Origin of the sequence: Pseudomonas turukhanskensis (assembly GCF_027922365.1) — a bacterium.
GTDB lineage: Bacteria > Pseudomonadota > Gammaproteobacteria > Pseudomonadales > Pseudomonadaceae > Aquipseudomonas > Aquipseudomonas turukhanskensis.
Genome location: NZ_BSFN01000030.1, coordinates 1 through 23577 on the forward strand (window position 1 = coordinate 1; position 23577 = coordinate 23577).

26 protein-coding genes are annotated in these 23577 nt (G+C 64.4%); 21 read left to right on the forward strand and 5 right to left on the reverse strand.

Translation table 11 applies throughout. The features are described 5' to 3' along the window. Positions 1-307: 307 nt before the first annotated feature. Positions 308-1738, reverse strand: a complete 1431-nt coding sequence (locus tag PKE98_RS25175) for an IS1182 family transposase (protein WP_271198202.1) — start codon at positions 1736-1738, stop codon at positions 308-310. 1020 nt (positions 1739-2758) lie between these two features. On the opposite strand from PKE98_RS25175, the gene pilL2 reads away from it, so the two are divergent. From pilL2 to PKE98_RS25210, 7 genes are read left to right on the forward strand one after another with little or no spacing between them, the layout of a single operon-like run. Beyond that, positions 2759-3286 carry a PFGI-1 class ICE element type IV pilus protein PilL2 gene (pilL2, locus tag PKE98_RS25180; protein WP_271198204.1) on the forward strand — a complete coding sequence of 176 codons (528 nt, stop codon included), beginning with the start codon at positions 2759-2761 and terminating at the stop codon, positions 3284-3286. Next, positions 3283-3936 carry a hypothetical protein gene (locus PKE98_RS25185; protein ID WP_271198205.1) on the forward strand — a complete coding sequence of 218 codons (654 nt, stop codon included), beginning with the start codon at positions 3283-3285 and terminating at the stop codon, positions 3934-3936. The genes pilL2 and PKE98_RS25185 overlap by 4 nt, the downstream gene beginning before the upstream one ends. 8 nt (positions 3937-3944) lie before the next feature. Beyond that, the gene (locus PKE98_RS25190; protein WP_271198207.1) at positions 3945-4670 is read left to right on the forward strand and encodes a TIGR03759 family integrating conjugative element protein; all 726 of its coding nucleotides are present in this window, start codon (positions 3945-3947) and stop codon (positions 4668-4670) included. After that, on the forward strand, positions 4670-5233 hold the full coding sequence (locus PKE98_RS25195) for a lysozyme family protein (protein WP_445009284.1): 564 nt from the start codon (positions 4670-4672) through the stop codon (positions 5231-5233). The genes PKE98_RS25190 and PKE98_RS25195 overlap by 1 nt, the downstream gene beginning before the upstream one ends. After that, positions 5230-5757 (forward strand): integrating conjugative element protein, encoded by a 528-nt coding sequence (locus tag PKE98_RS25200; RefSeq protein ID WP_271198210.1) that lies wholly within the window; start codon positions 5230-5232, stop codon positions 5755-5757. The genes PKE98_RS25195 and PKE98_RS25200 overlap by 4 nt, the downstream gene beginning before the upstream one ends. Positions 5758-5767: 10 nt before the next feature. Next, entirely contained in the window at positions 5768-7942 is a 2175-nt protein-coding gene (traD, locus tag PKE98_RS25205; protein ID WP_271198211.1) for a type IV conjugative transfer system coupling protein TraD, read from the forward strand. Further along, positions 7939-8688 carry a TIGR03747 family integrating conjugative element membrane protein gene (locus tag PKE98_RS25210; RefSeq protein ID WP_271198212.1) on the forward strand — a complete coding sequence of 250 codons (750 nt, stop codon included), beginning with the start codon at positions 7939-7941 and terminating at the stop codon, positions 8686-8688. Before traD ends, PKE98_RS25210 begins: the two co-directional genes overlap by 4 nt. Positions 8689-8770: 82 nt before the next feature. On the opposite strand, the gene PKE98_RS25215 is transcribed toward PKE98_RS25210, so the two are convergent. Then, positions 8771-10120: a type II toxin-antitoxin system HipA family toxin gene (locus PKE98_RS25215; protein ID WP_271198213.1), complete on the reverse strand. Its 1350-nt coding sequence runs from the start codon at positions 10118-10120 to the stop codon at positions 8771-8773. Continuing rightward, positions 10117-10380 (reverse strand): helix-turn-helix transcriptional regulator, encoded by a 264-nt coding sequence (locus PKE98_RS25220; RefSeq protein ID WP_042955529.1) that lies wholly within the window; start codon positions 10378-10380, stop codon positions 10117-10119. The genes PKE98_RS25215 and PKE98_RS25220 overlap by 4 nt, the downstream gene beginning before the upstream one ends. Before the next feature lie 287 nt (positions 10381-10667). On the opposite strand from PKE98_RS25220, the gene PKE98_RS25225 reads away from it, so the two are divergent. From PKE98_RS25225 to PKE98_RS25270, 10 genes are all read left to right on the forward strand, one after another. Next, positions 10668-11042 (forward strand): integrative conjugative element protein, RAQPRD family, encoded by a 375-nt coding sequence (locus tag PKE98_RS25225; protein ID WP_271198214.1) that lies wholly within the window; start codon positions 10668-10670, stop codon positions 11040-11042. Then, the gene (locus PKE98_RS25230) at positions 11039-11272 is read left to right on the forward strand and encodes a TIGR03758 family integrating conjugative element protein (protein ID WP_271198215.1); all 234 of its coding nucleotides are present in this window, start codon (positions 11039-11041) and stop codon (positions 11270-11272) included. Before PKE98_RS25225 ends, PKE98_RS25230 begins: the two co-directional genes overlap by 4 nt. Before the next feature lie 72 nt (positions 11273-11344). Next, a complete protein-coding gene (locus PKE98_RS25235; RefSeq protein WP_271198244.1) occupies positions 11345-11647 on the forward strand; it encodes a TIGR03745 family integrating conjugative element membrane protein in 303 nt (100 codons plus the stop codon). 15 nt (positions 11648-11662) lie between these two features. Further along, on the forward strand, positions 11663-12058 hold the full coding sequence (locus PKE98_RS25240) for a TIGR03750 family conjugal transfer protein (RefSeq protein WP_271198216.1): 396 nt from the start codon (positions 11663-11665) through the stop codon (positions 12056-12058). Continuing rightward, entirely contained in the window at positions 12055-12735 is a 681-nt protein-coding gene (locus PKE98_RS25245) for a PFL_4703 family integrating conjugative element protein (protein ID WP_271198217.1), read from the forward strand. The genes PKE98_RS25240 and PKE98_RS25245 overlap by 4 nt, the downstream gene beginning before the upstream one ends. Continuing rightward, positions 12732-13613, forward strand: a complete 882-nt coding sequence (locus PKE98_RS25250; RefSeq protein ID WP_271198218.1) for a TIGR03749 family integrating conjugative element protein — start codon at positions 12732-12734, stop codon at positions 13611-13613. The genes PKE98_RS25245 and PKE98_RS25250 overlap by 4 nt, the downstream gene beginning before the upstream one ends. Beyond that, entirely contained in the window at positions 13603-15027 is a 1425-nt protein-coding gene (locus PKE98_RS25255; RefSeq protein ID WP_271198220.1) for a TIGR03752 family integrating conjugative element protein, read from the forward strand. The genes PKE98_RS25250 and PKE98_RS25255 overlap by 11 nt, the downstream gene beginning before the upstream one ends. After that, positions 15008-15442, forward strand: a complete 435-nt coding sequence (locus PKE98_RS25260) for a TIGR03751 family conjugal transfer lipoprotein (protein WP_271198221.1) — start codon at positions 15008-15010, stop codon at positions 15440-15442. Before PKE98_RS25255 ends, PKE98_RS25260 begins: the two co-directional genes overlap by 20 nt. Then, complete coding sequence (locus PKE98_RS25265; RefSeq protein WP_271198222.1) at positions 15442-18297, forward strand: conjugative transfer ATPase; 2856 nt, start codon at positions 15442-15444, stop codon at positions 18295-18297. The genes PKE98_RS25260 and PKE98_RS25265 overlap by 1 nt, the downstream gene beginning before the upstream one ends. Before the next feature lie 11 nt (positions 18298-18308). Continuing rightward, positions 18309-18695: a hypothetical protein gene (locus PKE98_RS25270; RefSeq protein WP_271198223.1), complete on the forward strand. Its 387-nt coding sequence runs from the start codon at positions 18309-18311 to the stop codon at positions 18693-18695. Here the strand turns inward: PKE98_RS25270 and PKE98_RS25275 are convergent. Further along, positions 18692-19216 (reverse strand): RES family NAD+ phosphorylase, encoded by a 525-nt coding sequence (locus tag PKE98_RS25275; protein WP_271198225.1) that lies wholly within the window; start codon positions 19214-19216, stop codon positions 18692-18694. The genes PKE98_RS25270 and PKE98_RS25275 overlap by 4 nt on opposite strands. Next, positions 19213-19584, reverse strand: a complete 372-nt coding sequence (locus PKE98_RS25280; protein ID WP_271198226.1) for an antitoxin Xre/MbcA/ParS toxin-binding domain-containing protein — start codon at positions 19582-19584, stop codon at positions 19213-19215. The genes PKE98_RS25275 and PKE98_RS25280 overlap by 4 nt, the downstream gene beginning before the upstream one ends. Before the next feature lie 599 nt (positions 19585-20183). Between PKE98_RS25280 and radC the strand changes: the two genes are divergently transcribed. From radC to PKE98_RS25300, 4 genes are all read left to right on the forward strand, one after another. Next, a complete protein-coding gene (radC, locus tag PKE98_RS25285; RefSeq protein WP_373877918.1) occupies positions 20184-20678 on the forward strand; it encodes a RadC family protein in 495 nt (164 codons plus the stop codon). A gap of 149 nt (positions 20679-20827) precedes the next feature. Further along, positions 20828-21256 (forward strand): TIGR03757 family integrating conjugative element protein, encoded by a 429-nt coding sequence (locus PKE98_RS25290; protein ID WP_271198227.1) that lies wholly within the window; start codon positions 20828-20830, stop codon positions 21254-21256. After that, positions 21253-22188, forward strand: coding sequence for a TIGR03756 family integrating conjugative element protein (locus PKE98_RS25295; protein WP_271198229.1), 936 nt, complete (start codon positions 21253-21255; stop codon positions 22186-22188). Before PKE98_RS25290 ends, PKE98_RS25295 begins: the two co-directional genes overlap by 4 nt. Positions 22189-22196: 8 nt before the next feature. After that, positions 22197-23576 carry an integrating conjugative element protein gene (locus PKE98_RS25300; protein ID WP_271198230.1) on the forward strand — a complete coding sequence of 460 codons (1380 nt, stop codon included), beginning with the start codon at positions 22197-22199 and terminating at the stop codon, positions 23574-23576. Position 23577 lies beyond the last annotated feature (1 nt).

The window sequence follows — 23577 nt, forward strand, 5'->3', positions numbered from 1 at the left end:
GGCACTGGCACGGCAGCTCGTTGCGGCCTGACCCACCTTCGTATGCCGGCGGCCCATCGGGCTGCCGGTCTTTTCTTTTCCTCGTTAGAGCCAGCTTTTCGCCCCCAGCCTGCCGGTGGTAACCGGCAGGAAGCGGCCCAGACTGTGTAAAAACGTAGTGAGTGATGGCAATCAACTGTCGGGGGATTTTCTCAGTGCCCAGGAGACCGTCGGAGGCCCAATCAGGCGCAATAGGTGATTCTGGTTGCTATGGCACTTTCGGCTTCGGCGCGTCTGCTGGAGGGCTGCAAGAGTCGTAAAACAGGCCTCAGGCCTTCATCGCTGCTATCAAGGCACCGCTGCCCAACACATTCAACACGCGTTTGAGATTGTAGGCGAGCACATGCAGGCTCATCTCGGTACTCACCCGGTCGAGCGTTCTGGTGAGGAAGTGGGTGGCGCCCATCCAGGATTTCAGCGTGCCGAACGGGTGCTCGACCGTTTGGCGACGGATTCGCATCATCTCGGGCGCTTGATCCAGGCGACTCTGCATCGCCTCGAGCACTGCCTCATGCTCCCAGCGGCTCACTCGACGCTGTGGGCTCGGTGTACATTGCTCTTTCAACGCACAACCCTGGCAGTGCGAACTCCAGTAGCGGTGCAGCTTCAGTCCTTTCTCGACGCGTGAGAACCGCCAGATCAGGCTTTGCCCAGCTGGGCATCGATACTCGTTCTTGGCTGCGTCATAGATGAAGTCACCTTTGCCGAAGCGGCCCGCCGCTGTCGCTCCCGAGGTCAGCGCCTTGGGCACGAATACGGTGATTCCAGCCTGATGGCACGCCAGGATTTCTTCGCCTTTGAAATACCCTCTGTCGGCGACCGCCGAGAGTTTCTTGACGCCCATGGCCTCTCGCGCCTGCTTGGCCATGGTGCTTAGCTGGTCTCGATCAGCCCCATCGTTCGTTACTTCGTGGGTCACGATCAGGTGGTGCTTCGCGTCGACCGCCGCCTGTACGTTGTAGCCGACCACGCCGGTGCCCCGGGTCTTCATTGAGCGGGCATCGGGATCGGTCAGGGAGATCTGTTTATCCGGTGTTTCGTTGAGCTGAACCTCGATTTCCTTGAGCTCCTGCAGCTTAGTTTTCAAGGTCGCGATCTTGTCGTGGAGGCGTTCGGCTTTGACCTTCGCTACGGCAGGTTCCTGACGATCAGCAGTATCCAGTGCAGTCAGGTAGCGATTGATGCTGGACTCGATCTCCTCCATTCGCCGCTGCAGCTTGGCGCTGGTGAAGTTGCGGTCGCGATTGTTGACCGCCTTGAACTTGCTGCCGTCAATGGCTACGAGCGCTTCCGAGAACAGGCCAAGCTGCTGGCATAGCACCACGAACTGCCGACAGACGCCGCGGATTGCCTTGCCGTTATCCTTGCGGAAGTTGGCAATGGTCTTGAAGTCCGGCATCAAACGTCCGATCAGCCACATCAACTCAACATTGCGCTGAGCTTCGCGTTCGAGACGGCGACTGGACTGGATGCGGTTGAGGTAACCGTAGATGTAGATCTTAAGCAGGTCGGCAGGATGGTAGGCCGGCCTGCCGGTTTCCGCTGGGACGACGCCCTCGAAACCCAGCTGGCCAAGGTCGAGTTCATCGACGAAAACATCGACCACCCGCACCGGGTTGGTGTCCGCCACATAGTCATCCAGGCTCTCGGGAAGCAGCGCGCTTTGGCCTCGATGCTCTCCCTGGATAAAACGCTTCATTGACGTCCCCCGCCGATTTGAATCCATCAAATCATAGCAAGGTCGATGCCAACGTTTTTACCGCGCAAGCCGATGCCATTCGCTATTCGGTTTGGGATACCAGGCATCTGGTTCCTCAGCCGGTAGGAAAGTCTGCATGAAAAGATCGCGGCAAGCTCTCCCGTTTTCCTCGGCCGGGTCTAGGCGAAAATCAGGGCTCAGTACTGCTTCTGTATCGTACATATCTCTCGATCGTTATCCGATTCGGCACTGAGTTGAGACTGACACATCCTAGATCGTGCGGCTCACCACAAATCACTTTCAGCGCCCTATTGAATGGAAACAGCCGTTCACAAACGGCCGATTTCGGCTGGGGTTCGACCATTTGGCGAAATCGCGAGCTTGACCAGCATGCTATCCGGCGCGCAGACCCTACTCCCAGCTCAAGGTGATATTAGAGCTGTTCCGGTATAACAGGCGGAAATGGTAGGTAATATCATTTATGGTACTCGCCAGAGTAGAGTTCTATCTATGAGGAGCAAATAAATCGCAGCGGGTATCGTGGTCGCTTTCGACCGGCCGCTTTTGGCCGCTTCCTGCCCGTCGTCAATGCCCGCTCTTGCCGTTCTCTGCCGCGTGCTGACCGGCAGCTACTGCCCAAATTCTGGCGTCGTGGTTTACATGGCATCACAGCAGTCGTGTGCAATATGCGGCAGATAAAGTGATTGCAGTATTCGACGATCCTCCAGGGCCGTGCTGCCTTCATGGACGCCCCCGACTGTATCGCACCTCAGTACTCGGCAGCCAACCGCACAAGGGCGCTTCGAGTTATCCACAAAAGCTGTGAATAACCCGCTTGATAAGGTCCGAATCGCTCGAAGCCGTGGGCACCTGACCAGGTGATGCTTTTTTGATCATCGACTGAGGTTGGTGCCAGCGTAGGGCATCCAAAAAATCGGCAACACGGCGATTCCCTTTGTTTGCTGATATGGCCTCGCAGGATGGCGATGGTGTCGGTTCGACCTTGCCGAGAGCCTAGCCATGCACGCCGCCCTTTCCTACCGCAGTTGCCTCCTGCTGGCCGTTCTGGCGGCCGGCTGCGCAACGCCCCCACCTCCTCCTCCGGTTCCCGATGAGGTGGCAGCTCCAGTACCGGAGTACATTCCTGTGGTCCGCTACGGCCGCTACACCCTGGTCGAACTGACGCCGACGGCCGCCCAGGAGGATCTGCTGTTGCAGGTGGTCGACGTGTCCATTCCTGACACGCTACACGCCAATGTGGCCGATGCGCTGCATCATGTGTTGCAGCGCTCCGGCTACCAGCTCTGCAACGGACGTGAAACCGATACGCTGGGCAACCTCCCGTTGCCGGCGGCGCACTACCAGCTCGGCCCGCTGCAACTGCGCGATGCCCTGCTGACTCTGGCGGGGCCGGCACGAGCGCTGCACGTCGACCACACCACGCGCAGCGTCTGCTTCAGCCAGCAGCACAAAACGCCTGCCGAAGCGACGCAGGCAACTGCAGATAGTGCTCCCTTGCAAGGTTCCGCCGGGGAGCCACAGCCATGATGACGATGCCAGGCAATGGGCAGCACCGTCACGGCACGCTGATTCGCGTCGCCGCAATCACCTGGCTGCTGCTCATCAGTGCCGCCGTCGTGATCGACCATGTAGCCCTGTCTGGTCTGGCAACACAGGTCGAAACCAGCGCGCCCGGTCTGCAGGTCGCCGTGCTGGAAAAGCGCCTGGCCGAACTGGTCCAGCAGGTCGAGCACGCCCAGCAGCAGCCGGACGCCCTGCCCCAGGCGCGCTACGAAACTGAGCGCCGGACGTTGGAGCAGCGGCTGAGCGTGATCGAAGAAGCACTCGGCAACCAGCCTGCAACGGACAACCTGCTGCCGCTGCAAGCGCGCATCGAGCAGCTGGAAATGCGGCTCAGCGAGCCTCGGCCGACGCCAGCGGCCGCGCTCCGCCCACGAGTTGCCGCCCCCGCCAAACCGAAGGCCGCCGAACCACCATTCCGGGTGATCGGTGCCGAACTACGCGCCGGAGAACGATTCCTCTCGATTATTCCATCCGCCTCGGGCGAGCTCTCGCAGGTTCGTTTGCTGCGTCCCGGCGAGACGGAAGCCGGCTGGCATCTCGAAAGCATCGAGGGGAGCAGTGCCCTGTTCCGCCACGGTGACGACACCCGTCGCCTGCCCGTTCCCCCGCAGTAGGAGGGCAGATGAGGCAGCGCCATATCGTCCCCGCACTGATCGTCCTGCTAACCAGCAGCCTCGCCCAGGGTGCGGAAACCCTCACCACCGCCAACATGCCCAGCCATGAGCGACCGATGGCCACCGAGCGCGCCGACGAGCAGCAGGCGCGCGATTGGGGTCTGAACGTCGACGAATGGACACGCTACCGGGATCTGATGCAGGGGCCGCTGGGTGTCTACTCGCCCAACCTCGATCCGCTCACCGCGTTGGGCATCGAGGCACGCTCCGACCAGGAACGGCACCGTTACGCGGAGTTGCAGGTCCAGGCCGAAGCCCACCGCGTCGAGAAACTGCTCGCTTACCAACGGGCTTACGACGACGCCTGGCAGCGGCTTCACGCCGATATCCCGCGTGTCATCTTGCCCGACGCCGGTCCGGCATTCTCGCCGGTTGCACCAGCTGCGAACGGACGGCTCGCCGTGTTCGTCCAGGACGCCTGCCCGGCCTGCGATCAAGCCGCGCTGCGGCTGCAAGCCGCCGGTATGGAATTCGACATCTACGTCGTCGACAATCGCGCCGACGACGCGCGTATCCGCGCCTGGGCACAGCGCATCGGCATCGACCCGGCCAAGGTGCGCAGCGGCCAGATCACACTCAATCACGACTCGGGCCGCTGGCTATCGTTGGGCCTGCCGGGCGACCTGCCTGCGGTCGTGCGCCAGATGAACGGGCAATGGCAGCGGCAGCCGTAATGTCGCGCCACGCCTCGCTCGTGCTGCTGGCCTGCGTACTGGCCGGCACCACCCAGGCGCAGGAAATCCCGCCGCCGGCCTACCAGGTCGCCGCGCAGCGCGCCGGCATTCCCTCAACCGTTTTGTACGCCGTGGCTCTGCAGGAGAGCGGCACTCGCTTGCGCGGCCGTCTGGTGCCCTGGCCATGGACGCTCAACGTCGCGGGCAAGGCGCAGCGCTACGCCACCCGCGGCGAGGCCTGCACCGGGCTGCGCCAGGCGCTCAGGCGCACATCGGCCACGCGCATCGACGCGGGGCTCGGCCAGATCAACCTCGGCTACCACCCGCAGCGCTACGCACAACCCTGCGACCTGCTCGATCCCTACCGCAACCTGGCCATCGCCGCCGAGATCCTGCGTGAGCAGCACACCCCGGGTGAGGACTGGCTGCTCGCCATTGGCCGCTACCACCGTCCCGCCGGCGGTGCACCGGCCGCACGCTATCGCCACAGCGTCAGCCAGCACCTGGCTCGCGTACAGGGCGACCACCGACTGGAAATCAGTACCCGGAGGAACCTGCCATGAACACTCTACCCCGCCTCGTCGCCTGCCTCTCTCTGGCGTGGCTGTCAGTGCCTGTTCATGCCGACGCGCTAATCGTTGTCGCAGACCGGGGTGGAGCCTCGGCCTTGCCGTACTACGAGGCCCTGAACCTGCAACCGCGCAGCGACATGGCATCGCCACGCTTCGAGAGTCCGCGCCCGCCAGCCAGAGCATTCAGCGAGTCCGACATGCTGCCGGTGCGCTCGATGCGGCTGTCGCCGGGCGAGGTGGCGCGCCGTGTAATCGAAGCGCCGGGGCTGCCGCCGTTGTTTCTCGTCGGCGACGACGAACGCTCTCGAACCTGGCTACGCCAGCGGGCACCACACCTGCGCGAACTCGCTGCCGTAGGCCTGGTGGTCAACATCGCCTCGCCCGAGGCCCTGGCCACGCTGCGGGCATTGGTACCCGGGCTGCCGCTGGCACCGGTTGCCGGAGACGACCTCGCCGAGCGACTCGGCTTGCGTCACTACCCGGTGCTGATCACGGCGACCGGCATCGAACAGTGAAGCGCCGGCCATGGCCCAGCCCCATGCGATCGAGGTGCTGCTGCGGCCAGCGGTGGAGCTGTACACCGTGGCGGTCTGCGCCGCCGCCGCGCTTCTGTCCGTGGCGGCACCCTGGTCGCTCGCGCTGAGCCCAGCGATCGGCCTGGGTAGCGCACTGGCTTTCCTCGCCTTCGGCGCGATCCGCCTGCGTGATGCGCTGGTCATCCTGCGTTACCGGCGCAACATCCGCCGGCTGCCGCGCTACGTGCTGACCAGTCGCGACGTGCCGGTCAGCCAGCAACGGTTGTTCATCGGCAGAGGCTTTCGCTGGGAACAACGGCACACGCACCGCCTGACGCAAACGTTCCGGCCAGAATTCCGCAGCTACGTCGAACCCACGCCGGCCTACCTGCTGGCGAGGCGTCTGGAAGAGCGGCTGGAGTTCGCGCCGTTTCCGCTGTCGCAGCTGGCCAAGCTCACCGCCTGGGACATCGCGCTCAACCCGGTGCGCCCGCTGCCGCCAGTCGGTGGTCTGCCGCGCCTGCATGGCATCGAACCGAACGAAATTGACGTAAGCCTGCCGCTCGGCGAACGGGTTGGGCACTCGCTCGTGCTGGGCGCGACGCGGGTCGGCAAGACCCGCTTGGCCGAATTGTTCGTGACCCAGGACATTCGGCGGCGCAACACTGCAGGCGAGCACGAGGTGGTGATCGTCTTCGATCCGAAGGGCGACGCCGATCTGCTCAAGCGCATGTACGTGGAGGCCAAACGCGCCGGGCGCGAAGGCGAGTTCTACGTCTTCCACCTCGGCTGGCCGGACATCAGTGCGCGCTACAACGCGGTGGGCCGCTTCGGTCGAATCAGCGAAGTGGCCACGCGCATCGCGGGGCAGCTTTCGGGTGAGGGTAACTCGGCCGCATTCCGCGAGTTCGCGTGGCGCTTCGTCAACATCATCGCCCGCGCCCTGGTCGAGCTGGGGCAGCGGCCCGACTACCTGCTGATCCAGCGGCACGTCGTCAACATCGACGCACTGTTCATCGAATACGCGCAGCAGTACTTCGCCAGACACGAGCCGAAGGCCTGGGAAATCATCGTCCAGCTCGAAGGACGGCTGAACGACAAAAACATCCCGCGCAACATGATCGGCCGGGAAAAGCGTGTGGTCGCGCTGGAGCAGTACCTGTCGCAAGTCCGCGTCTACGACCCGGTACTCGACGGGCTGCGCAGTGCCGTGCGTTACGACCGGACCTATTTCGACAAGATCGTCGCCAGCCTGTTGCCGTTGCTGGAAAAACTCACAACCGGCAAAACCGCGCAACTGCTCGCGCCGAACTATGCGGACCTGGCCGATCCGCGACCGATCTTCGACTGGATGCAGATCGTCCGCAAGCGCGCGGTGGTCTATGTCGGCCTCGATGCACTATCGGATGCCGAGGTCGCCGCCGCTGTCGGTAATTCGATGTTCGCCGACCTGGTATCGGTCGCCGGCCATATCTACAAGTTCGGCATCGACGATGGTCTGCCCGGTTCCCTGGCGGGAGCCAGAGTCCCGGTCAACGTCCATGCGGACGAGTTCAATGAGCTGATGGGTGACGAATTCGTGCCGCTGGTCAACAAGGGCGGCGGGGCCGGGTTGCAAGTCACGGCCTACACCCAGACGCTCAGCGACATCGAAGCCCGTGTCGGTAGCCGCGCGAAAGCGGGCCAGGTCATTGGCAATTTCAACAACCTGTTCATGCTGAGGGTACGCGAAACCGCGACCGCGGAACTGCTCACCCGCCAGCTGCCGAAAGTGGACGTCTACACCACGACACTGGTCAGCGGTGCCACCGACAGCTCCGACATCCATGGCCCAACCGACTTCACCTCCAACGCACAGGACCGCATCAGTACCGCCAGTGTGCCGCTGATCGAGCCATCGCACGTGGTCGGGCTGCCGAAAGGCCAGGCGTTCGCGCTGCTGCAAGGCGGGCAGCTCTGGAAAATCCGCATGCCGCTGCCGGCCCCCGATCCAGACGAAATCATGCCCGACGACCTGCAGCAACTCGCCGGTTACATGCGTCAGCACTATGCCGAGGCCGGTGACTGGTGGGAAAACCAGGGCCTGCCAGGCCTGCAGGATCAACCGTTGCCCGCCGACCTTGTCGACGGCTTCCGTCACCTGATCGACCCGGGCAATACCGCCGACAGCGAGGCCAGGCCATGAGGGACCCGGCCACCACCACCCAGCGCGAGCAAAGCCGCCAACAAGGGTTTTTCGCGAGTCTAGTCAGCCTGCCGCTGCGCATGCTCGGCGTGCTGATCGGCTCGCTGCTGCTGTCTATCATCATCGAGTGCGTCGGCATGCACCTGTTCTGGCCAGAGCAAGGCTGGCGCCACGCGCAGGGCATGCTCAACTACGAGCTGAACCACCTTTCCAACCACTTCACCCGTAGCGCCGTGGTACAGGAGCCTGGTCGAACTGCGCACCAACTGGTCGAGGTCACCTACGAATGGATCTTCGTGAAGAGCGGCCTGCTCGACTGGATGAGCCAGGCATCGGCGCGCGCCCGCGCACCCAGCCATAGCGATGCCCGGGACTTGCGTTACTACATCAGCCAGGTCTACGTCTGGAGCGAGAACTACCTGATCGCCGCCGCGTTCACGACGCTGACGTTCATCGTCCGGTTACTGGTCCTAGTGCTCACGCTGCCGCTGTTTCTGCTGGCGGCCCTCGTCGGCCTGGTCGATGGTCTGGTGCGGCGCGACATTCGCAAGTTCGGCGCAGGCCGAGAGTCGGGCTTCGTCTACCACCGCGCCAAAGCGAGCCTGATGCCACTGGCCATCCTGCCCTGGATCATCTACCTCACCTTGCCCATCAGCGTGCATCCGTTACTGGTGCTGCTGCCGAGCGCGGCGCTGCTCGGGCTGGCGGTGAACATCACCGCAGCCAGCTTCAAAAAATACTTGTGATCGCCAACTAGTGCGTGGCGGTGCTTGAAATCCCCCTGCGGACTACACATGCTGCCGACCGAGGTACAGGTCGAACAGAGCATTAGCGCTTACGGCGCGGTGGCGCCAGCAGCTCCGACCGTCCGATCGTCACACCCGACTTCTCTGCGGGCTCGGGGTCGGAGAACCCTGCCGCCGCGATGGCAACATCCAGCCCCCTGAATTGCACCGCCCGTTTGGGATCGCGCAATGACGACATGCCTTGGTTCCACGCATGCACCATCTGCTTGGCAACGGTGTGCCAGCGCGGCTCGTTCTTGGCCGCCTCGATCACCTCCTCACCCACGATCACGGCCGATTCGCACAGGCGCTCGATCATCTCGGCATAGCGCCGTGGTGCGATGCCCAACCGCGCATTGAAGAATCGCTCCAGCGTCTTCCCCGCGGCCCATGTCTGGCGGCCGTCGATGGGCAGACCCGGAGGGTTGTTCGCGTAACGCGGGTAAGCCTGTGTCGTCACGATATCGTAGACAGGTGTGTAGCCCACGTCAGTCAGCGAGGTGTAGTACAACGCGATGTTCTTTGCATGACAGTCAGCGTTGCGCACCACGTAGTTGATCAGAAGGTGCCAGCCGAGCTGCTCCAATTGCGTGCGTACCTGCGCTGCCGGCAGATAGGCGCGCGTGGCATTGAGGATCTTCTCGGTGGTTGTCGCGTACTTCTCGTGCGGCGGCAAACCCAACAGGCCGCAAGCGTCTTCGAGCCCGTGGGTGGGAACGCCGCGCTCATCGACGTCGAAGCGCTCGACCACCAGCACACGACCGTCGTCGGACATGCGCGTCTTGGCAACCGGCACGACATTGAGCCGCTCCAGCACACGCATGCTGTAGAACTCGTTGAAACCGAGATAAGGCGTACTGTCGTCCGAGCCCTTGATAATGTGATGGCTGGTGCGCAGCGTGGGTTTACCCAGCGGATCGGTCACGCCAGACAGAGCGTCTTGTGGCGCGATGAATTTGGGCACCACGCCCGAGATCGACGCGCGCGCGTAGCGGCGCACCAGCGCGGCGAAGTGCTCGGTGGTGTTATCGGCTGTCAGCAGACGCTCGACCTGCAGCGGTTCCATATCGGCACCCGGCGTGCCGCCTTCGGGCGTGAGCGTGACCCGGCCAATACCCATGCCCCCGACCACGGCCAGCAACGACAAATCGGTGCCATCGAGCAGCGGACCGAACTCCTCTCGAATGATGCCGAGCAGGTAGCCTTCGGGCAGGTTCTGGCGGAAGAAGGGATGCAGGTCGCGCGGCCAGCGCCAGGGCTCCTCGCGCACCGGCATGGTCAGGCTGACGAAATCAGCTGGATCGGTGCCGGGAAGGTACTTCAGGACGTACTCGTCACGCTCACGATAGAGCTGGGCCGTCGTCTTGCCGCCGACCTGCACGTCAAGCCTCATGAGGCATCACCTCGGCGTTGTTCGGCCAGGATGTCCTCTACCGTGCGCACATGGCCGGGCCTCACGAGTTTCAGGTCGTAGCCAGCCGCTTCGAGCAAGCGAACCAGGATCGATACGCTCATGTCACCCTTGGCCAGGGTCTCCATACGGGCTACCGTAGAACGTGCAACGCCGGCCCGCTGAGCGAGTTCTTCCTGGCTCAGGTCGGCCTCCCGGCGAGCAGTTTTGAGCATCTCGGAGACGTCAGAAAGCGTTGTCACTGTAGCCCCCAGGCATCAAAATTATTCTATAAAGGCAATAATGTAGCCCAAAAGGCACAAAAACAAAAATTACTCACATACCCTAATCCGCATTGAGTGCCAACCTACCCCGGCCGTTCACCCTGTCCCGGCATGATCCGTTCGTGGCCCGTCGTGATCGAGCACAGCCACCGACGCCGCGCCTGCGTAGCCAACAAGCCGATCATGACCAATCCCGCATTCATTGCGGCGTCATCCTCAATAGATGAAGAACATTTCGCCATTCCTCGCACATCGTGGATTGGCAAATGTCGAAACGACTTCTCCCTCCAGCCGACAGGCATCCCGCACCCGGTCTGATCCTGACACTGCTGCTCGGCCTGCATGTTTCCGGCCACGCCTGCGCCGACGATGCCACGCCCGAGCACGCCCGACTCGCCGCCGCACTGCGTCAGCTCGACAGCATCGAACGGCTCGTCGCGCAGCAAGCCGCGCAACCGCACGACGAACGTGCCCGCTACCACTTCGACTATGCCCGCCTGAGCGCCGACCTCGAAGGCATGCGCGCCGGCATCCGCGACTACCTGAGCCCATCGCGTGCCCAACCGCGCGACCCCGCCGTGCTGCTCGGCGACTACCGCCAGAGCGTAACCCCGCCTCCCGAACCGGAAGCTGCGCCATGAACGCCGCGCAGACCGCCGCTTTCCAGGCCAACAGCGGCATCACCCCGTCCGATGTGTCGATCGTGCTGACCGGTGCGGTGTTCGCCGTACTGCTCGTGTGGGGCGTCTGGGCGATGCGCTCGGCCTACGTCGGCTGGGCAGATCAACAGCTTTCCCAACCTCAGTTCCTGGTCGTCGTGGTGCGCTTTGTCGCGCTGTACCTGGCGCTGACCTTCTTCCTGCTCTCGTAAGAGGTCGCCATCATGCCGCCGCTCTACCCTGTCTTGCGCCCCCACCGCTTCGCCCACTTGGTCACGCTGTCGATGCTCGGCGTGCTGGCACCACTCGCCCACGCCGCCCTGCCCACCCTGGAAAGCCCATCGCGCGGCACTGGTACGGGCATCATGCAGACGTTGCAGAACTACGGCTACGACATCGTGATGCTCATTGCGCTACTGGTGGTCGCCTCGATGTTCGTCGGCGTGTGCTACCACGCCTACACCCGTTATGCCGAAATCCACATCGGTCGCTCGACCTGGGGCCAGTTCGGCCTGACCGTGGCCGTTGGCGCAGTCCTGCTGGTGGTCGGCATCTGGCTGCTGACCGAAGCCATCGGCGTTCTCTGAACCGAGGATGCCGGCATGACTGAAGACATCCGCCCGGACGGGACGGTAGCGTTCCTGCCCCACCGTCTCAACCGTCACCCCGTGGTGGTTCGCGGCCTGACGGCGAATGAACTGTGGGTCTGCGCCGGGTCGTCGAGCGTGATCGGCCTCCTGAGCGGTATTGCGCTGGCCGTCCTGTTTGCGACTATCGCCATCGTCCCCACGACCATCCTGCTGACGGTCACCGCCGGCATTTTCATCGGTGGCGGTACGCTGCGCCGGCTCAAGCGTGGCCGCCCGGAAACCTGGCTGTACCGGCAGTTGCAGTGGTGGCTCGCCGTTCACCTGCCGCTTCTCGCCGCGTTCAGCGGGGGCCACAAACTGGTGACCCGCTCTGGCTACTGGAGCACGCGCAGGAGCAAGGCGCGGTGAGCCGGTTCAAGAACGAGGTGCTGCGGCTCGACGCCCACATCAAGACCCTGCGCATCGGGGCCAGCGTGCTGGTGGTACTGGCGCTGGTCATGGGCGTCGGCTGGTGGAGCGCACCGCGCGACCTGACCATCCATGTACCGCCGGACCTGCGCTCCGGCAGTACGCGCAAGTGGTGGGAAGTGCCGCCCGAGTCCGTCTACGCCTTCACCTTCTATGTGTTCCAGCAGCTCAACCGCTGGCCCAGCAACGGCGAGGAGGACTACGCGCGCAACCTGCACGCGCTCTCGCCGTACTTCACCCCGGCCTGCCGTGCCTTTCTGCAGGCCGACTACGACTACCGCCGCAACACCGGCGAACTGCGTCAGAGGGTGCGCGGCATCTACGAGATTCCGGGGCGCGGCTACGGCGACAACCCCAGCGCACGGGTGCGGGTCCTGTCCGAGCGGGACTGGGTGGTGACGCTCGATATCAGCGCGGACGAGTACCACGGTGCGGAACAGGTCAAGCGGGCGCTGGTGCGCTACCCGATCAAAGTCGTGAGGGTGGATGTCGATCCGGCACGCAACCCGTTCGGTCTCGCGCTCGACTGCTACGAGGCAGCCCCACAGCGCATCGCCACTCCCGCACCGGAGCAACCCGCCCGCGGCGGCCTGGGGCAGCAAGGAGAAACGCCATGAAATATCGAGCTCTCACCTGGCTTAGCGCGCTGGCCATGCTGGCGACGCCCATCGCCCAAGCGGTGGAGATCCTGCGCTGGGAACGCCTGCCGCTTGCCGTACCGCTCGTGGTTGGCCAGGAACGCATCCTGTTCGTCGATCGCAACATCCGCGTGGGCGTACCTGCATCGGTCGACAACCGCCTGCGCGTACAGAGCGCCGCCGGTGCCCTCTACCTGCTGGCGAGCGAACCAATCGAGCCGGTACGGCTGCAGCTGCAGGACGCCGATACCGGCACCGTGCTCCTGATCGACATCGCTGCCGAACCCGCCCAGGACGGCCAGCCGTCCCTGGAGCCGGTGCGCATCATCGAGGCCGCGTCGCCCGCTGCGCGCACCGAGACAGGCGACGACAGTACAGCGACGCCTCCGCCCGTGCGCGAGACACCGCAGCCCGTCGTCCTGACCCGCTACGCGGCGCAGAACCTCTACGCACCGCTGCGCACCGTCGAACCCGTGCCGGGCGTCACGCGCGCCACTCTGCGCCGTGACCTGCCGCTGGACAGCCTGCTGCCGACGCTGCCGGTGCAGGCCCAAGCGCTCGCGGCATGGCGTCTGGACAGCCTGTGGGTCAGCGCCGTGCGCCTGCGCAACAGCGCCGCACACTGGCTCGACCTGGATCCGCGCGCGCTGCAAGGCCACTTCCTCACCGCGACCTTCCAGCATCCGACGCTGGGGCCGAGCGGCACGCCGGACGACACCACCGTCGTCTACCTCATCACCCGTGGGCACGGCCTGCCACAGGCCCTGCTGCCAGCCATTGCACCGGTCGATGCGTCGATCAACCTGCCGGTGCCGCAAGCACCCGGCTTCGACGATGGAGGCCGCGATGCACAGTAACGGCCTGCTCAAGTGGTTGATGATCCCCCTGGCGCTCTTGTTGGTGTTCGTCGGCGTCAGGCTGTTCTCCGGCAGCAGCGACGCACCCATGACGCCGGAAGAGGCTGTCCGGCTGACACCCGATGAAGCGAAAGCGCTCGGCATCGAGGGCGACACCCCGCGCGACACCGTGGCGACCTTAGTCGCCCAGGTCCGCCAACTGCGCACCGAGTTGCAGACCGCACTGAGCGACAACAAGACCCAGCGCGAGGAAAACCAGCGCCTGCGGCAACGCGAAGGTGCCATCGACCGGCGCATCCAGAGCGCGCTCGAAAGCGAACGCAACCAATTGCACCAGGACCGCGAACAGGTCACCAGCGAGAGGCAGCAAACCCAGGGCCTGCTGCAGGAGCTGCAACAGCGGCTCGATGGCATCGGCAAGGATAACCCCGCCGATCTACCGGTCGGCCTGGGCCTTGAGCCGGGCGACGGCCTGGCTGGCGATACCCTGCGCTGGATCGAACCGGACGACCGACGCGACGACGGCCAGCAGCGCACCTCCGGCAATGCCGGTAGCTTCAGCTTCCCAACCCGCTTCGCACCAGCGCAGAAGACCCTCGAAACCACAGCCGCCTCTGCCGTCGACGCCGGCCGCCGCGCGGCTGCAGTGCCGGAGACGACGGCCGTCTACACCGTGCCGAGCAACGCCACGCTGATGGGCTCTATCGCCATGACCGCGCTGATCGGCCGCGTGCCGATCGATGGCACCGTCAACGATCCCTACCCCTTCAAAGTCTTGATCGGACGAGACAACCTCACCGCGAACGGCATCGACATTCCCGACGTGGCCGGTGCCGTGGTCAGCGGCACCGCCTCAGGCGACTGGACCCTCTCCTGCGTACGCGGGCAGATCCGCAGCGTCACCTTCGTCTTCGAGGACGGCACCATCCGCACCATTCCAGAAGACGGTCAACGCGGCGCAAACCGCCAACAGAACAACAGCGGCAACAACACACAGGACGGCCTGGGCTGGATCAGCGACCCCTATGGCATCCCCTGCGTCAGCGGCCAACGGCGCAGCAACGCCCAGCAGTACCTCGGCACGCAGGCGCTGATCACCGCCGCCGGTGCCGGCGTCGCCTCGTTGATCGACTCAGACAGCGGCCAGGTCTCCTACATGAGCAGCGACGGCTCGGTCGGCACAGTCGGCATCGGCGCGAACGAAGCCATGGGTCGCATCCTCGCCGGCGGCGTGCAGGACATGTCCACCTGGGTCAACAAGCTCTACGGCCAGGCGTTCGCGGCGGTCTACGTCAAGCCCGGGGCAAAAGTGGCCGTGCATCTGGAAGAACCCCTGACCATCGACTACGACCCAAAAGGTCGCCGGGTCGATCACCGCCTTGGAGGACTGCCCCATGCGCAAGATATGGACTGACGGCCTGGCGTTGCTGGGCATCGCGCTCGTGCTGGGTGGTTGCGCCACCAGTAAGGAGGACCTGTTGCCGCACGACCACAGGACCATGCTCGACATCTGGAACGTCGAAACCAGTGGCAGCGCGGGCGGCGGTCCGGCGGCCCGGCAGTTGCTCGACGCACGCCAGGCCTTGCGCCGGCCGCTGACCGAGGCCGACGTGCAGGCCGCGCCGAGCGTGCAGGCGCGCTACACCCGCACGGCGGCCAACGAAATCCACCGGCAGTTTCACCGGTTGCCTAACCCCGATCTGCTGATGTATGTGTTCCCGCACCTGGCCGGCAGCGACCCAGTGCCGGTGCCCGGCTACACCACCCTGTTTCCCCTGTACCAGCGGGTGCAGTACGCCCTGCCTGGCGAACGGCTGGAGGACTACTGATGGCCTGGCCCCTGTTCAAGCGCCGGCCGCAGACTGAGGAAGCAGCGTCGCCTGCTGATGCCTGGCGTCGTCACGTCGAGGCGCTGCGCGCCCACGGCATTGCCGAGCCCGGCACCGCACATACCCGGCATCGCCCGGCCACCCAAGCCGACGAGCAGGCGCTGTACGACATGGCACCCTCGTTCGTCGATCTGCTGCCGTGGGTGGAATACTTGCCCGAATCGGGGTGCGTGTTGCTGGATGACGGCACCTCGGTGGCGGCCTTCTACGAACTGCTCCCGGTCGGGACTGAGGGACGTGAACCCGACTGGTTGCTTCAGGTCCGCGACACCCTGGAGAACGTGCTGCAGGACTCGTTCGACGAGCTGGAGGACAACCCCTGGGTCGTGCAGCTCTACGCCCAGGACGATACCAGTTGGGATCGCTACCTGGATGAGCTGCGCGGCTACATCCAGCCCCGCGCCCAGGGCACCGCCTTCACCGAGTTCTACCTGCGCTTCTTCGGCCACCACCTGCAGGCCATCGCCAAGCCGGGCGGGCTGTTCGAGGACAGCACCGTCACCCGCCTGCCCTGGCGCGGCCAGGTGCGGCGCACGCGGCTGGTCGTCTACCGCCGTGTCGGCCAGGCACCCCAGCGCCGCGGGCAGACGCCCGAACAGGCCCTCAACCGGGTCTGCGACCGCCTCGTCGGCGGGCTGGCCCATGCCGGCGTGCGCGCCCGACGCCTTGGCGCGGCAGACATCCACGCCTGGTTGCTGCGCTGGTTCAATCCCAATCCAACCCTGCTCGGCCCCGCCGCCGAAGACCGCGAGCGGTTCTATGCCCTGACCCGCTACCCGGACGAACAGGAGCCCGGCGAGATCGAGCTGGCCAGCGGCACGGATTTCAGCCAGCGCTTGTTCTTCGGTCAGCCGCGCTCGGATGCCGCTCAGGGCTTGTGGTACTTCGACGGGATGCCGCACCGCGCCATCGCCGTCGATCGCCTGCGCACCCCGCCGTCGACCGGCCATGTCACCGGCGAAACCCGCAAGGGCGACGCGATCAACGCGCTGTTCGACCAGATGCCCGAAGACACGCTGATGTGTCTCACGCTGGTCATCACCCCGCAGGATGTGCTCGAAGCGCACCTCAACCACCTCGGCCGCAAGGCAGTGGGCGACACCCTGGCCTCGGAACAGACCCGCGCCGATGTGCAACAGGCCCGTGGCCTGATCGGCAGCGCCCACAAGCTGCACCGGGGCGCCCTCACCTTTTACCTACGTGGCCGCGACCAGGCGGAACTGGACGCCCGCGGCCTGCAACTGGGCAACGTGCTGCTCGGTGCCGGACTGGAGCCGGTACGCGAAGAAGACGAGGTCGCGCCGCTCAATACCTACCTGCGCTGGTTGCCCTGCGTCTACAACCCGGCGAAAGACCAACGCCAGTGGTATACGCAACTGATGTTCGCCCAGCACGCGGCCAATCTGGCACCGTTGTGGGGGCGCAGCCAGGGCACGGGCCACCCGGGTATCACCTTGTTCAACCGCGGTGGCGGCACCATCACCTTCGATCCGCTGAACCGCCTCGATCGGCAAATGAACGCCCACCTGTTCCTCGCCGGCCCGACCGGCTCCGGCAAGTCGGCCACGCTGAACAACCTGCTCAACCAGGTCACGGCCATCTACCGGCCGCGGCTATTCATCGTCGAAGCCGGCAACTCCTTCGGCCTGTATGGCGACTTCGCCGCACGCCTGGGGCTCACCGTCAATCGCGTGAAGCTCGCCCCCGGTGCCGGCGTCAGCCTCACCCCGTTCGCCGATGCGCACCGGCTGGTAGACACCCCCAGCCAGGTACAGACGCTCGACGCCGATGCGCTGGACGAAGACGACGCGGCGGCCGACGGCGACGAGCAACGCGACGTGCTTGGCGAACTGGAGATTACCGCACGCCTGATGATCACCGGCGGCGAGGACAAGGAAGAAGCGCGCATGACCCGCGCCGACCGCAGCCTGATCCGCCAGTGCATCCTCGCCGCCGCCCAGCACTGCGTGACCGCGCAGCGCACAGTGCTCACGCGCGACGTGCGCGATGCGCTGCGCGAGCGCGGTCGCGACACGACCCTGCCCGAGATCCGGCGCATGCGTCTGCTGGAAATGGCCGATGCGATGGACATGTTCTGTCAAGGCAGCGATGGCGAGATGTTCGACCGGCCGGGCACACCGTGGCCCGAAGCTGACATCACCATCGTCGATCTCGCCACCTACGCCAGGGAGGGCTACAACGCCCAGCTCTCCATCGCCTACATCTCGCTGATCAATACGGTCAACAACATCGCCGAGCGCGACCAGTTCCTGGGTCGCCCGATCATCAACGTCACCGACGAGGGACACATCATCACCAAGAACCCGCTGCTCGCGCCTTACGTGGTGAAAATCACCAAGATGTGGCGGAAATTGGGCGCGTGGTTCTGGCTGGCGACGCAGAACCTGGACGACCTGCCCAAGGCCGCCGAACCGATGCTGAACATGATGGAATGGTGGTTGTGTTTGAGCATGCCACCGGATGAAGTGGAGAAGATCGCCCGCTTCCGCGAACTCACCCCGGCGCAGAAAGCCTTGATGCTCTCGGCGCGCAAGGAATCTGGAAAATTCTCGGAAGGCGTGATCCTGTCGCGCAGCACGGAACTGCTGTTCCGCGCGGTGCCACCGAGTCTGTATCTCGCACTGGCACAGACCGAGCCGGAAGAAAAAGCCGAACGTCACCAACTCATGCAGGAGTACGGCGTCAGCGAGTTGGATGCCGCCCTCAAAATCGCTGAAGCCATCGACCGGGCGCGCGGTATCACTCCACTGTCGCTGGACTGGGCCACCCACTGAGGAACGCCACCATGAACAAGGCCCCCATATCTGGCAAAATCCACCCACTCAATCGAAGCCGACCTATCGCAATGCCTTTGTCCTACGAGGTCGTACAGCTCTTCACGTCGCCGCAGGGCCATCTGGTCGAGATCAAACTTCTCGATCGACAGGACGACAGACCGGAGCCCGGCCACGAATGGCTCTGGGTCACCGATCAGTCCGTTACCACGCTGCGCCCGCGGCTCAGCGATGGCGAAACGCGGCAGGTGCGAACTTTCCGCGAAGCGCGCCTGCAGCTCGATGGCCAACGCGCCGAGCTGACATGGTTCAATGACGAGCAGTTCGCCCTCACCGCAAGCCCGATGCGGGCGCTGCCCACCCTGCAACACCAGCTCATCCACAACCATCTGAGTTAGCGCCGCGCGAGCCTCTGCAACGCCCCGTCCGGGTCATAGACGCGCAGTTGCGACGCAGGTCTGGCCGAGCTGCGGTAGATCACCAGATTGGTTCCGCCTGGCCGTGCCTGGGAGGGAAAGAGGATGCCGTCCAGCCCAGCGGCCACCACGTCGTCAGCCATGTACCAGGTTGGTGGCTCCGAGGCCTTGTCGAACCATTCCGCCCGCCAGTCCAGGGCAAAATCGGCCCACAACGGCGGCCAGCGCTCAGAGTCGAAGCCTGCGCTCAAATCGGCCACATGCAAACCGTTGATGAAAAACGTGCAGATCGTGCCAGGCCGCAGCCAGGGGTTGTCCTGCTTGTACTCCGCCAGTGCCGTCGACTCATCCAGCGACAGGTACAGCGCCTCCTGATCAGGGCGGTTGAAGCGGCCACCTTGGCGCGCCGCCCCCATACCAGACAACGGCGTGCTGGCGTAGGCAGGTGAAATGACCCGGTAACAGGCTTCATCCCCGCCCTGGCCGAGGATGGTTGAAATCATCCAGCGGCACCGCCCACGAGGGACTCCAGATAGGCGATAACCGCATCGGCACGCCCTTCCTGGATCAGGCTATCGGCGGTCTTGTAACTGAAGGCCCGCAGCGGCTCGTTGCGCAACAGGAAGACAGCCCGCTCGGAGTCGCCAGTCATCTCGGTGGCCACGGCAAGCACCCTCACCATGTCCTGCAGGTACTTTTGCAACTGCGGTGCCTGGGGCCGCGCGGTGGGGGTATTGCGATGCACATGCGCGCGCTCGGCCAACTCCTGCACCCGAAAGCCGAAGAAGTCACCGACCTTGGACGGGGACAGATACGGGGTGTTGGGCTCGCGGAACCGCTCAACGATGGGTTCTTGCAGCACTGTATTCATGGCCTATCTCCTGACGCAGAGAGCACGCACTAATTTTGCACCCAAAATGCTCTCCATGCAATGAAACCCTCTGGGATATACAGGGAGGCTGAGCGACCTTCCTGGTTGATCTGCTGCTCCAAGGCGGCCAGACGCTCGATGTGCGGCTATCGACCGAGCCGCTCGAGAGCACAGCGCTAGCCGAGGAAGGCGATGCACTGCTGTCCGCGCTTGATCTGATCACGACCCGCAAAGAGTCTGGGCCCACCACCCTCTTTCGCCCTTGGCGCGACAACTGCGGATCAGCCGCCCTCAAATCGGGGCGACCTGCTTGCCGATTCGTTGTAGTTCCCTGCCCTGGGTTGCGTTCGACTAGCGCCGCAGTCCACAGAGAATGTCCGCCGTTGTTGTCGGCGACATGCCCAGGTAGCCCTGGTCTTCAAGGTTACGGCGCTGCCGCGCTGACCATCCCGTTCGCTACGCATCCATGAAGGCGAACACACCACCGCCCGCCATGCGGTGGACGGATGCCCATTCATCAGCCGTTTTCTCAATCATCCCCCGGAGGGCTCGCCCTCTTACGGGGAAACCTCCGTCCCTTTGGTTTCAGGAGGTTTCCCATGCCCATGTCACTCACCGTCATCGACGCGCAATCGCGCATTTCATCATCCAACGAGAACGACAACCGCATCATCCAGCAGGCCATCTCGCTGTTGGAGCATCGGCTGTTCGCCCAGGGTCCACTATTACAGAGCCCGCAAGACGCACAGGACTACCTGCGGTTGACGCTGATGCCGGAGCCGAACGAGGTGTTCGTTGCCTGCTTCTTGTCTTCACGGCATCAGGTCATCGCGTGCGAAACGCTGTTCCGAGGCACCATCGACAGCGCCACAATTCATCCCCGAGTGGTCATCCAGCGCGCCCTGGAACGCAACAGCTCCGCCCTGATCATTGCGCATAACCATCCCTCGGGGGACACCGAGCCGTCCTCTGCGGACAAGGTGCTCACCCAGCGCCTGAAAACGTCCCTGGAGTGTGTGGATATCCGCCTGCTGGACCACTTCATCATTGGCAGGGGGACGCCCTTCTCGTTCGCCGAGGCCGGTCTGCTGTAGCCACGGAGTCATTCACGGGAGCCTTGCGGCTCCCGTTGTTCATCTCGCAACCGGGCATCAATCGGCTAGCGGCCGTTCCCGTTTGTTTGTCGCTTCCTCACCGGCCAGGGTGTCGACTACCGCCAGGCTCAACTTCACGGTGGTTTGCGATGTCCACACTCCTCCACTTCAACCAACACACCCCGCTTGCCATCGGCTTGTGTGCACTGCTGTTCGGCCCGGCCCTGTTTGCCTCCGACATCATCGTCGTCACCGACAGCCAGCACCCGGTACAAGTGCCTATAGGCGTTCGGCTTATCGAGTTGGACCAACCTGCTCGAATCAAGGCCGAACTGGGTGCCCATCTACCTACCGACCCTACGCACGGTGCCGCCCTCGTGCAGCGGCGGCTGAAAGACGGTGGCAACGCTCTACAGACGCGTATTGGTACGGCTTATCAAGGCGTGGTCGATGCCTGGAGCCTGGGCATCATCACGATCCCCGCTGTAGTGGTCGACCAACGTTATGTGGTTTATGGCGAGCCGGACGTCGCCAAGGCGGTTGCGCTCATAGAAGCGCACTGGAGGACGCAGCCATGATGTGTTCTCGCCGCCTGCGCGCCGGCATCGCCACCATCCTGCTGACGACGGGAGCCCCGTCGTTCGCGCTCAACACTGCAACCATCGCCTCCTCGACGCTCTCGCCGGACTGCCTGGAGTACCGGGTTGTCGGGATTTGCTTCTGGCTGTTCTGTACGACCTTCGGTTGTTCCGTGGAAACCTCGGTCAAGGTCAGGCACTACGTACCCGACGCGGTGGTGTCCAGCTATTCCAATACCGGTGCCAACCCCTGGGTCGAGGTCCAATCGATGAGCCGCCCCAATGGCTCGGTACAGGGCGGCGGAGACGGCACCACGAACGAAGATCACGAAAACAACCTGGCGAAATTCAAGAACGCCGACGTGATCGGCCATCCCGGCGGCTATGTGTTCAGCCAGTTCGCCTCCAGCTTCGGCTACAGCTGTGAAGGTGCCGGTACCGCCTTCATGCCTTACCTGTTGAGCACCCTCGACACCATCGCCTGGCGCTACAACATCCCTGAAATGGCTTATCCGGAAGCGCTGACTCCCGGCGAGCGCGAGATCGGAACCCGCAGCGACCGCAATCTCTGGGGCAACGTCTATCCACGGGGTGGGTTCCTGCACCAGACCGACGACTACAAATCCGCTGCGGTGGTGGCCCAGCGCGCCGGGGATATCGTGACGCGACGCGGCCAGATCCATGTGTACCAGCCGCTGCTCGCCGACAGCGAGGACGGCTACTGGCCGGCCGGCGCACTGATCGAGAGCGACGCCACCACCGGCAAGTGGCAGGAGCTCACACCGACGCTGTCGCGCTCCTGCGCCGTCTTCCCCCACGCCGACAGCCGCGTACAGGCGCTGCAGGGCGATTACGCCTGGGCGCTGTGGCGACCCTATAGCTGCTGCGAACGCGAGGGCCAGGTCTTTCTTGGCAGCGTCGACTTCTACTGAGGCAGGCCATGACGATCCGTACCCTGTGCCCTGTTCTACTGGTTGCCACCCTGGCGCTGGGTTGCGCTAGTGCAGCCGCCCAGACCAGCGTCAACCAGTATGGCGCGCAAGACCAGGGCGCCGTGATCGGTGACGACGTGCTGTACTCGATCGGCGGCGGTCGCGCCGTGTCGATGACGCCCGCCTCCAACATGCGCGCCATCGGCGTCGGCGTTGGCTGGAACAGCAACCTGACCTGCGGCGACATGTCGATTTCCACGACGATCCAGAACCAGTTGAACGGCTTGACCAACGGGTTCCAAACCATCATGTCGTCGGTCATCCAGAACGCCACGGCCGCCGTGGCGTCACTGCCGGCATTGATCATCCAGAGGGCCGACCCTGGGCTCTATAACCTGCTCACCAACGGCGTCCTGCAAGCCCGCCTGGATTTCGACCGCTCCAAGCTGACCTGCCGCGCCATGGCGGAGAAGATGGCCGATGTGGCCGGCGGCCAGGTTGGATGGAGCCAGTTAGCCGACGGCATGGTGCTCAAGCAAACCGTCGCCAGCACCGACGCGGTATCCGCCATCGAGCAGGCCGAAACGAGCCACGGCAACGAAGGGGTGACCTGGGTCGGCGGCGACAATGCGGGAGGCTCGGGGCAGCGCCCGATTCGCGTCGTCAGCGACGTCACCCGCGCCGGCTACAACCTGGTCAACGGGCGCGATGTCGACGACACCAGCTCGATCGATCCGAGCAGTTGCGCTGGCAACCTGATCTGCCAGACCTGGAGCTCGCCTGCGGCTGCCTCCGCCTGGGCCGTGCGGGTGCTGGGCGAGCAGGAGCAGCGCACCTGCGAAACCTGCAGCAAAACCGTTACCACGCCGGGAGTGGGCCTCACCCCGCTGATCCAGGAAGAGTACGAAACCAAGCTCGAAGCGCTGCAGGAACTTATCAGCGGCAGCCGCCCCCTGAGCGTCGACAACCTGCAGGCGGCTGGCAGCGCTTCTCTGCCCATCACCCGCGGTGTGATCGAGGCGCTGCGCGACGAGCCGGACCAGGACATCCTGGCTCGACGCCTCGCTTCGGAAATAGCCTTGTCCAGCGTGCTCGAAAAAGCACTGCTGCTGCAGCGCACCCTGCTGACCGGGCGCAAGGAACCGAACGTCGCGGCCAACGAGTTGGCGCAGAAAGCGGTCTCGCACGAAAGCGACCTGCTCGACCGCGAGATCCACAACCTCAAGACCGAGCTGGAACTGCGCCGCGAGCTGGCGAGCAATTCACCCACTGCCATCATCCAGCGCCACAGCGCGCGTTCCGCCGGCTCGCGCGGCATCTATCAAGGCGACCCGACCCGCGACCGGCTCGATCAGTTGCAACGCGCACCGAACGGAGGCACCCCGTGAG

Excerpts from the sequence above, each read along its gene's own strand:
- PKE98_RS25230 (WP_271198215.1), top strand. The coding sequence starts at position 11,039 with ATGAACGCCGCGCAGACCGCCGCTTTCCAGGCCAACAGCGGCATCACC.
- PKE98_RS25185 (WP_271198205.1), top strand. The coding sequence starts at position 3,283 with ATGATGACGATGCCAGGCAATGGGCAGCACCGTCACGGCACGCTGATT.
- PKE98_RS25210 (WP_271198212.1), top strand. The coding sequence starts at position 7,939 with ATGAGGGACCCGGCCACCACCACCCAGCGCGAGCAAAGCCGCCAACAA.
- PKE98_RS25280 (WP_271198226.1), bottom strand. The coding sequence starts at position 19,584 with ATGAATACAGTGCTGCAAGAACCCATCGTTGAGCGGTTCCGCGAGCCC.
- PKE98_RS25300 (WP_271198230.1), top strand. The coding sequence starts at position 22,197 with ATGACGATCCGTACCCTGTGCCCTGTTCTACTGGTTGCCACCCTGGCG.
- PKE98_RS25190 (WP_271198207.1), top strand. The coding sequence starts at position 3,945 with ATGAGGCAGCGCCATATCGTCCCCGCACTGATCGTCCTGCTAACCAGC.
- PKE98_RS25290 (WP_271198227.1), top strand. The coding sequence starts at position 20,828 with ATGTCCACACTCCTCCACTTCAACCAACACACCCCGCTTGCCATCGGC.
- PKE98_RS25235 (WP_271198244.1), top strand. The coding sequence starts at position 11,345 with ATGCTCGGCGTGCTGGCACCACTCGCCCACGCCGCCCTGCCCACCCTG.
- PKE98_RS25270 (WP_271198223.1), top strand. The coding sequence starts at position 18,309 with ATGAACAAGGCCCCCATATCTGGCAAAATCCACCCACTCAATCGAAGC.
- PKE98_RS25250 (WP_271198218.1), top strand. The coding sequence starts at position 12,732 with ATGAAATATCGAGCTCTCACCTGGCTTAGCGCGCTGGCCATGCTGGCG.
- PKE98_RS25200 (WP_271198210.1), top strand. The coding sequence starts at position 5,230 with ATGAACACTCTACCCCGCCTCGTCGCCTGCCTCTCTCTGGCGTGGCTG.
- PKE98_RS25175 (WP_271198202.1), bottom strand. The coding sequence starts at position 1,738 with ATGAAGCGTTTTATCCAGGGAGAGCATCGAGGCCAAAGCGCGCTGCTT.
- PKE98_RS25215 (WP_271198213.1), bottom strand. The coding sequence starts at position 10,120 with ATGAGGCTTGACGTGCAGGTCGGCGGCAAGACGACGGCCCAGCTCTAT.
- PKE98_RS25240 (WP_271198216.1), top strand. The coding sequence starts at position 11,663 with ATGACTGAAGACATCCGCCCGGACGGGACGGTAGCGTTCCTGCCCCAC.
- PKE98_RS25255 (WP_271198220.1), top strand. The coding sequence starts at position 13,603 with ATGCACAGTAACGGCCTGCTCAAGTGGTTGATGATCCCCCTGGCGCTC.
- PKE98_RS25195 (WP_445009284.1), top strand. The coding sequence starts at position 4,670 with ATGTCGCGCCACGCCTCGCTCGTGCTGCTGGCCTGCGTACTGGCCGGC.
- pilL2 (WP_271198204.1), top strand. The coding sequence starts at position 2,759 with ATGCACGCCGCCCTTTCCTACCGCAGTTGCCTCCTGCTGGCCGTTCTG.
- PKE98_RS25260 (WP_271198221.1), top strand. The coding sequence starts at position 15,008 with ATGCGCAAGATATGGACTGACGGCCTGGCGTTGCTGGGCATCGCGCTC.
- PKE98_RS25275 (WP_271198225.1), bottom strand. The coding sequence starts at position 19,216 with ATGATTTCAACCATCCTCGGCCAGGGCGGGGATGAAGCCTGTTACCGG.
- PKE98_RS25225 (WP_271198214.1), top strand. The coding sequence starts at position 10,668 with ATGTCGAAACGACTTCTCCCTCCAGCCGACAGGCATCCCGCACCCGGT.
- traD (WP_271198211.1), top strand. The coding sequence starts at position 5,768 with ATGGCCCAGCCCCATGCGATCGAGGTGCTGCTGCGGCCAGCGGTGGAG.
- radC (WP_373877918.1), top strand. The coding sequence starts at position 20,184 with ATGCCCATGTCACTCACCGTCATCGACGCGCAATCGCGCATTTCATCA.
- PKE98_RS25265 (WP_271198222.1), top strand. The coding sequence starts at position 15,442 with ATGGCCTGGCCCCTGTTCAAGCGCCGGCCGCAGACTGAGGAAGCAGCG.
- PKE98_RS25295 (WP_271198229.1), top strand. The coding sequence starts at position 21,253 with ATGATGTGTTCTCGCCGCCTGCGCGCCGGCATCGCCACCATCCTGCTG.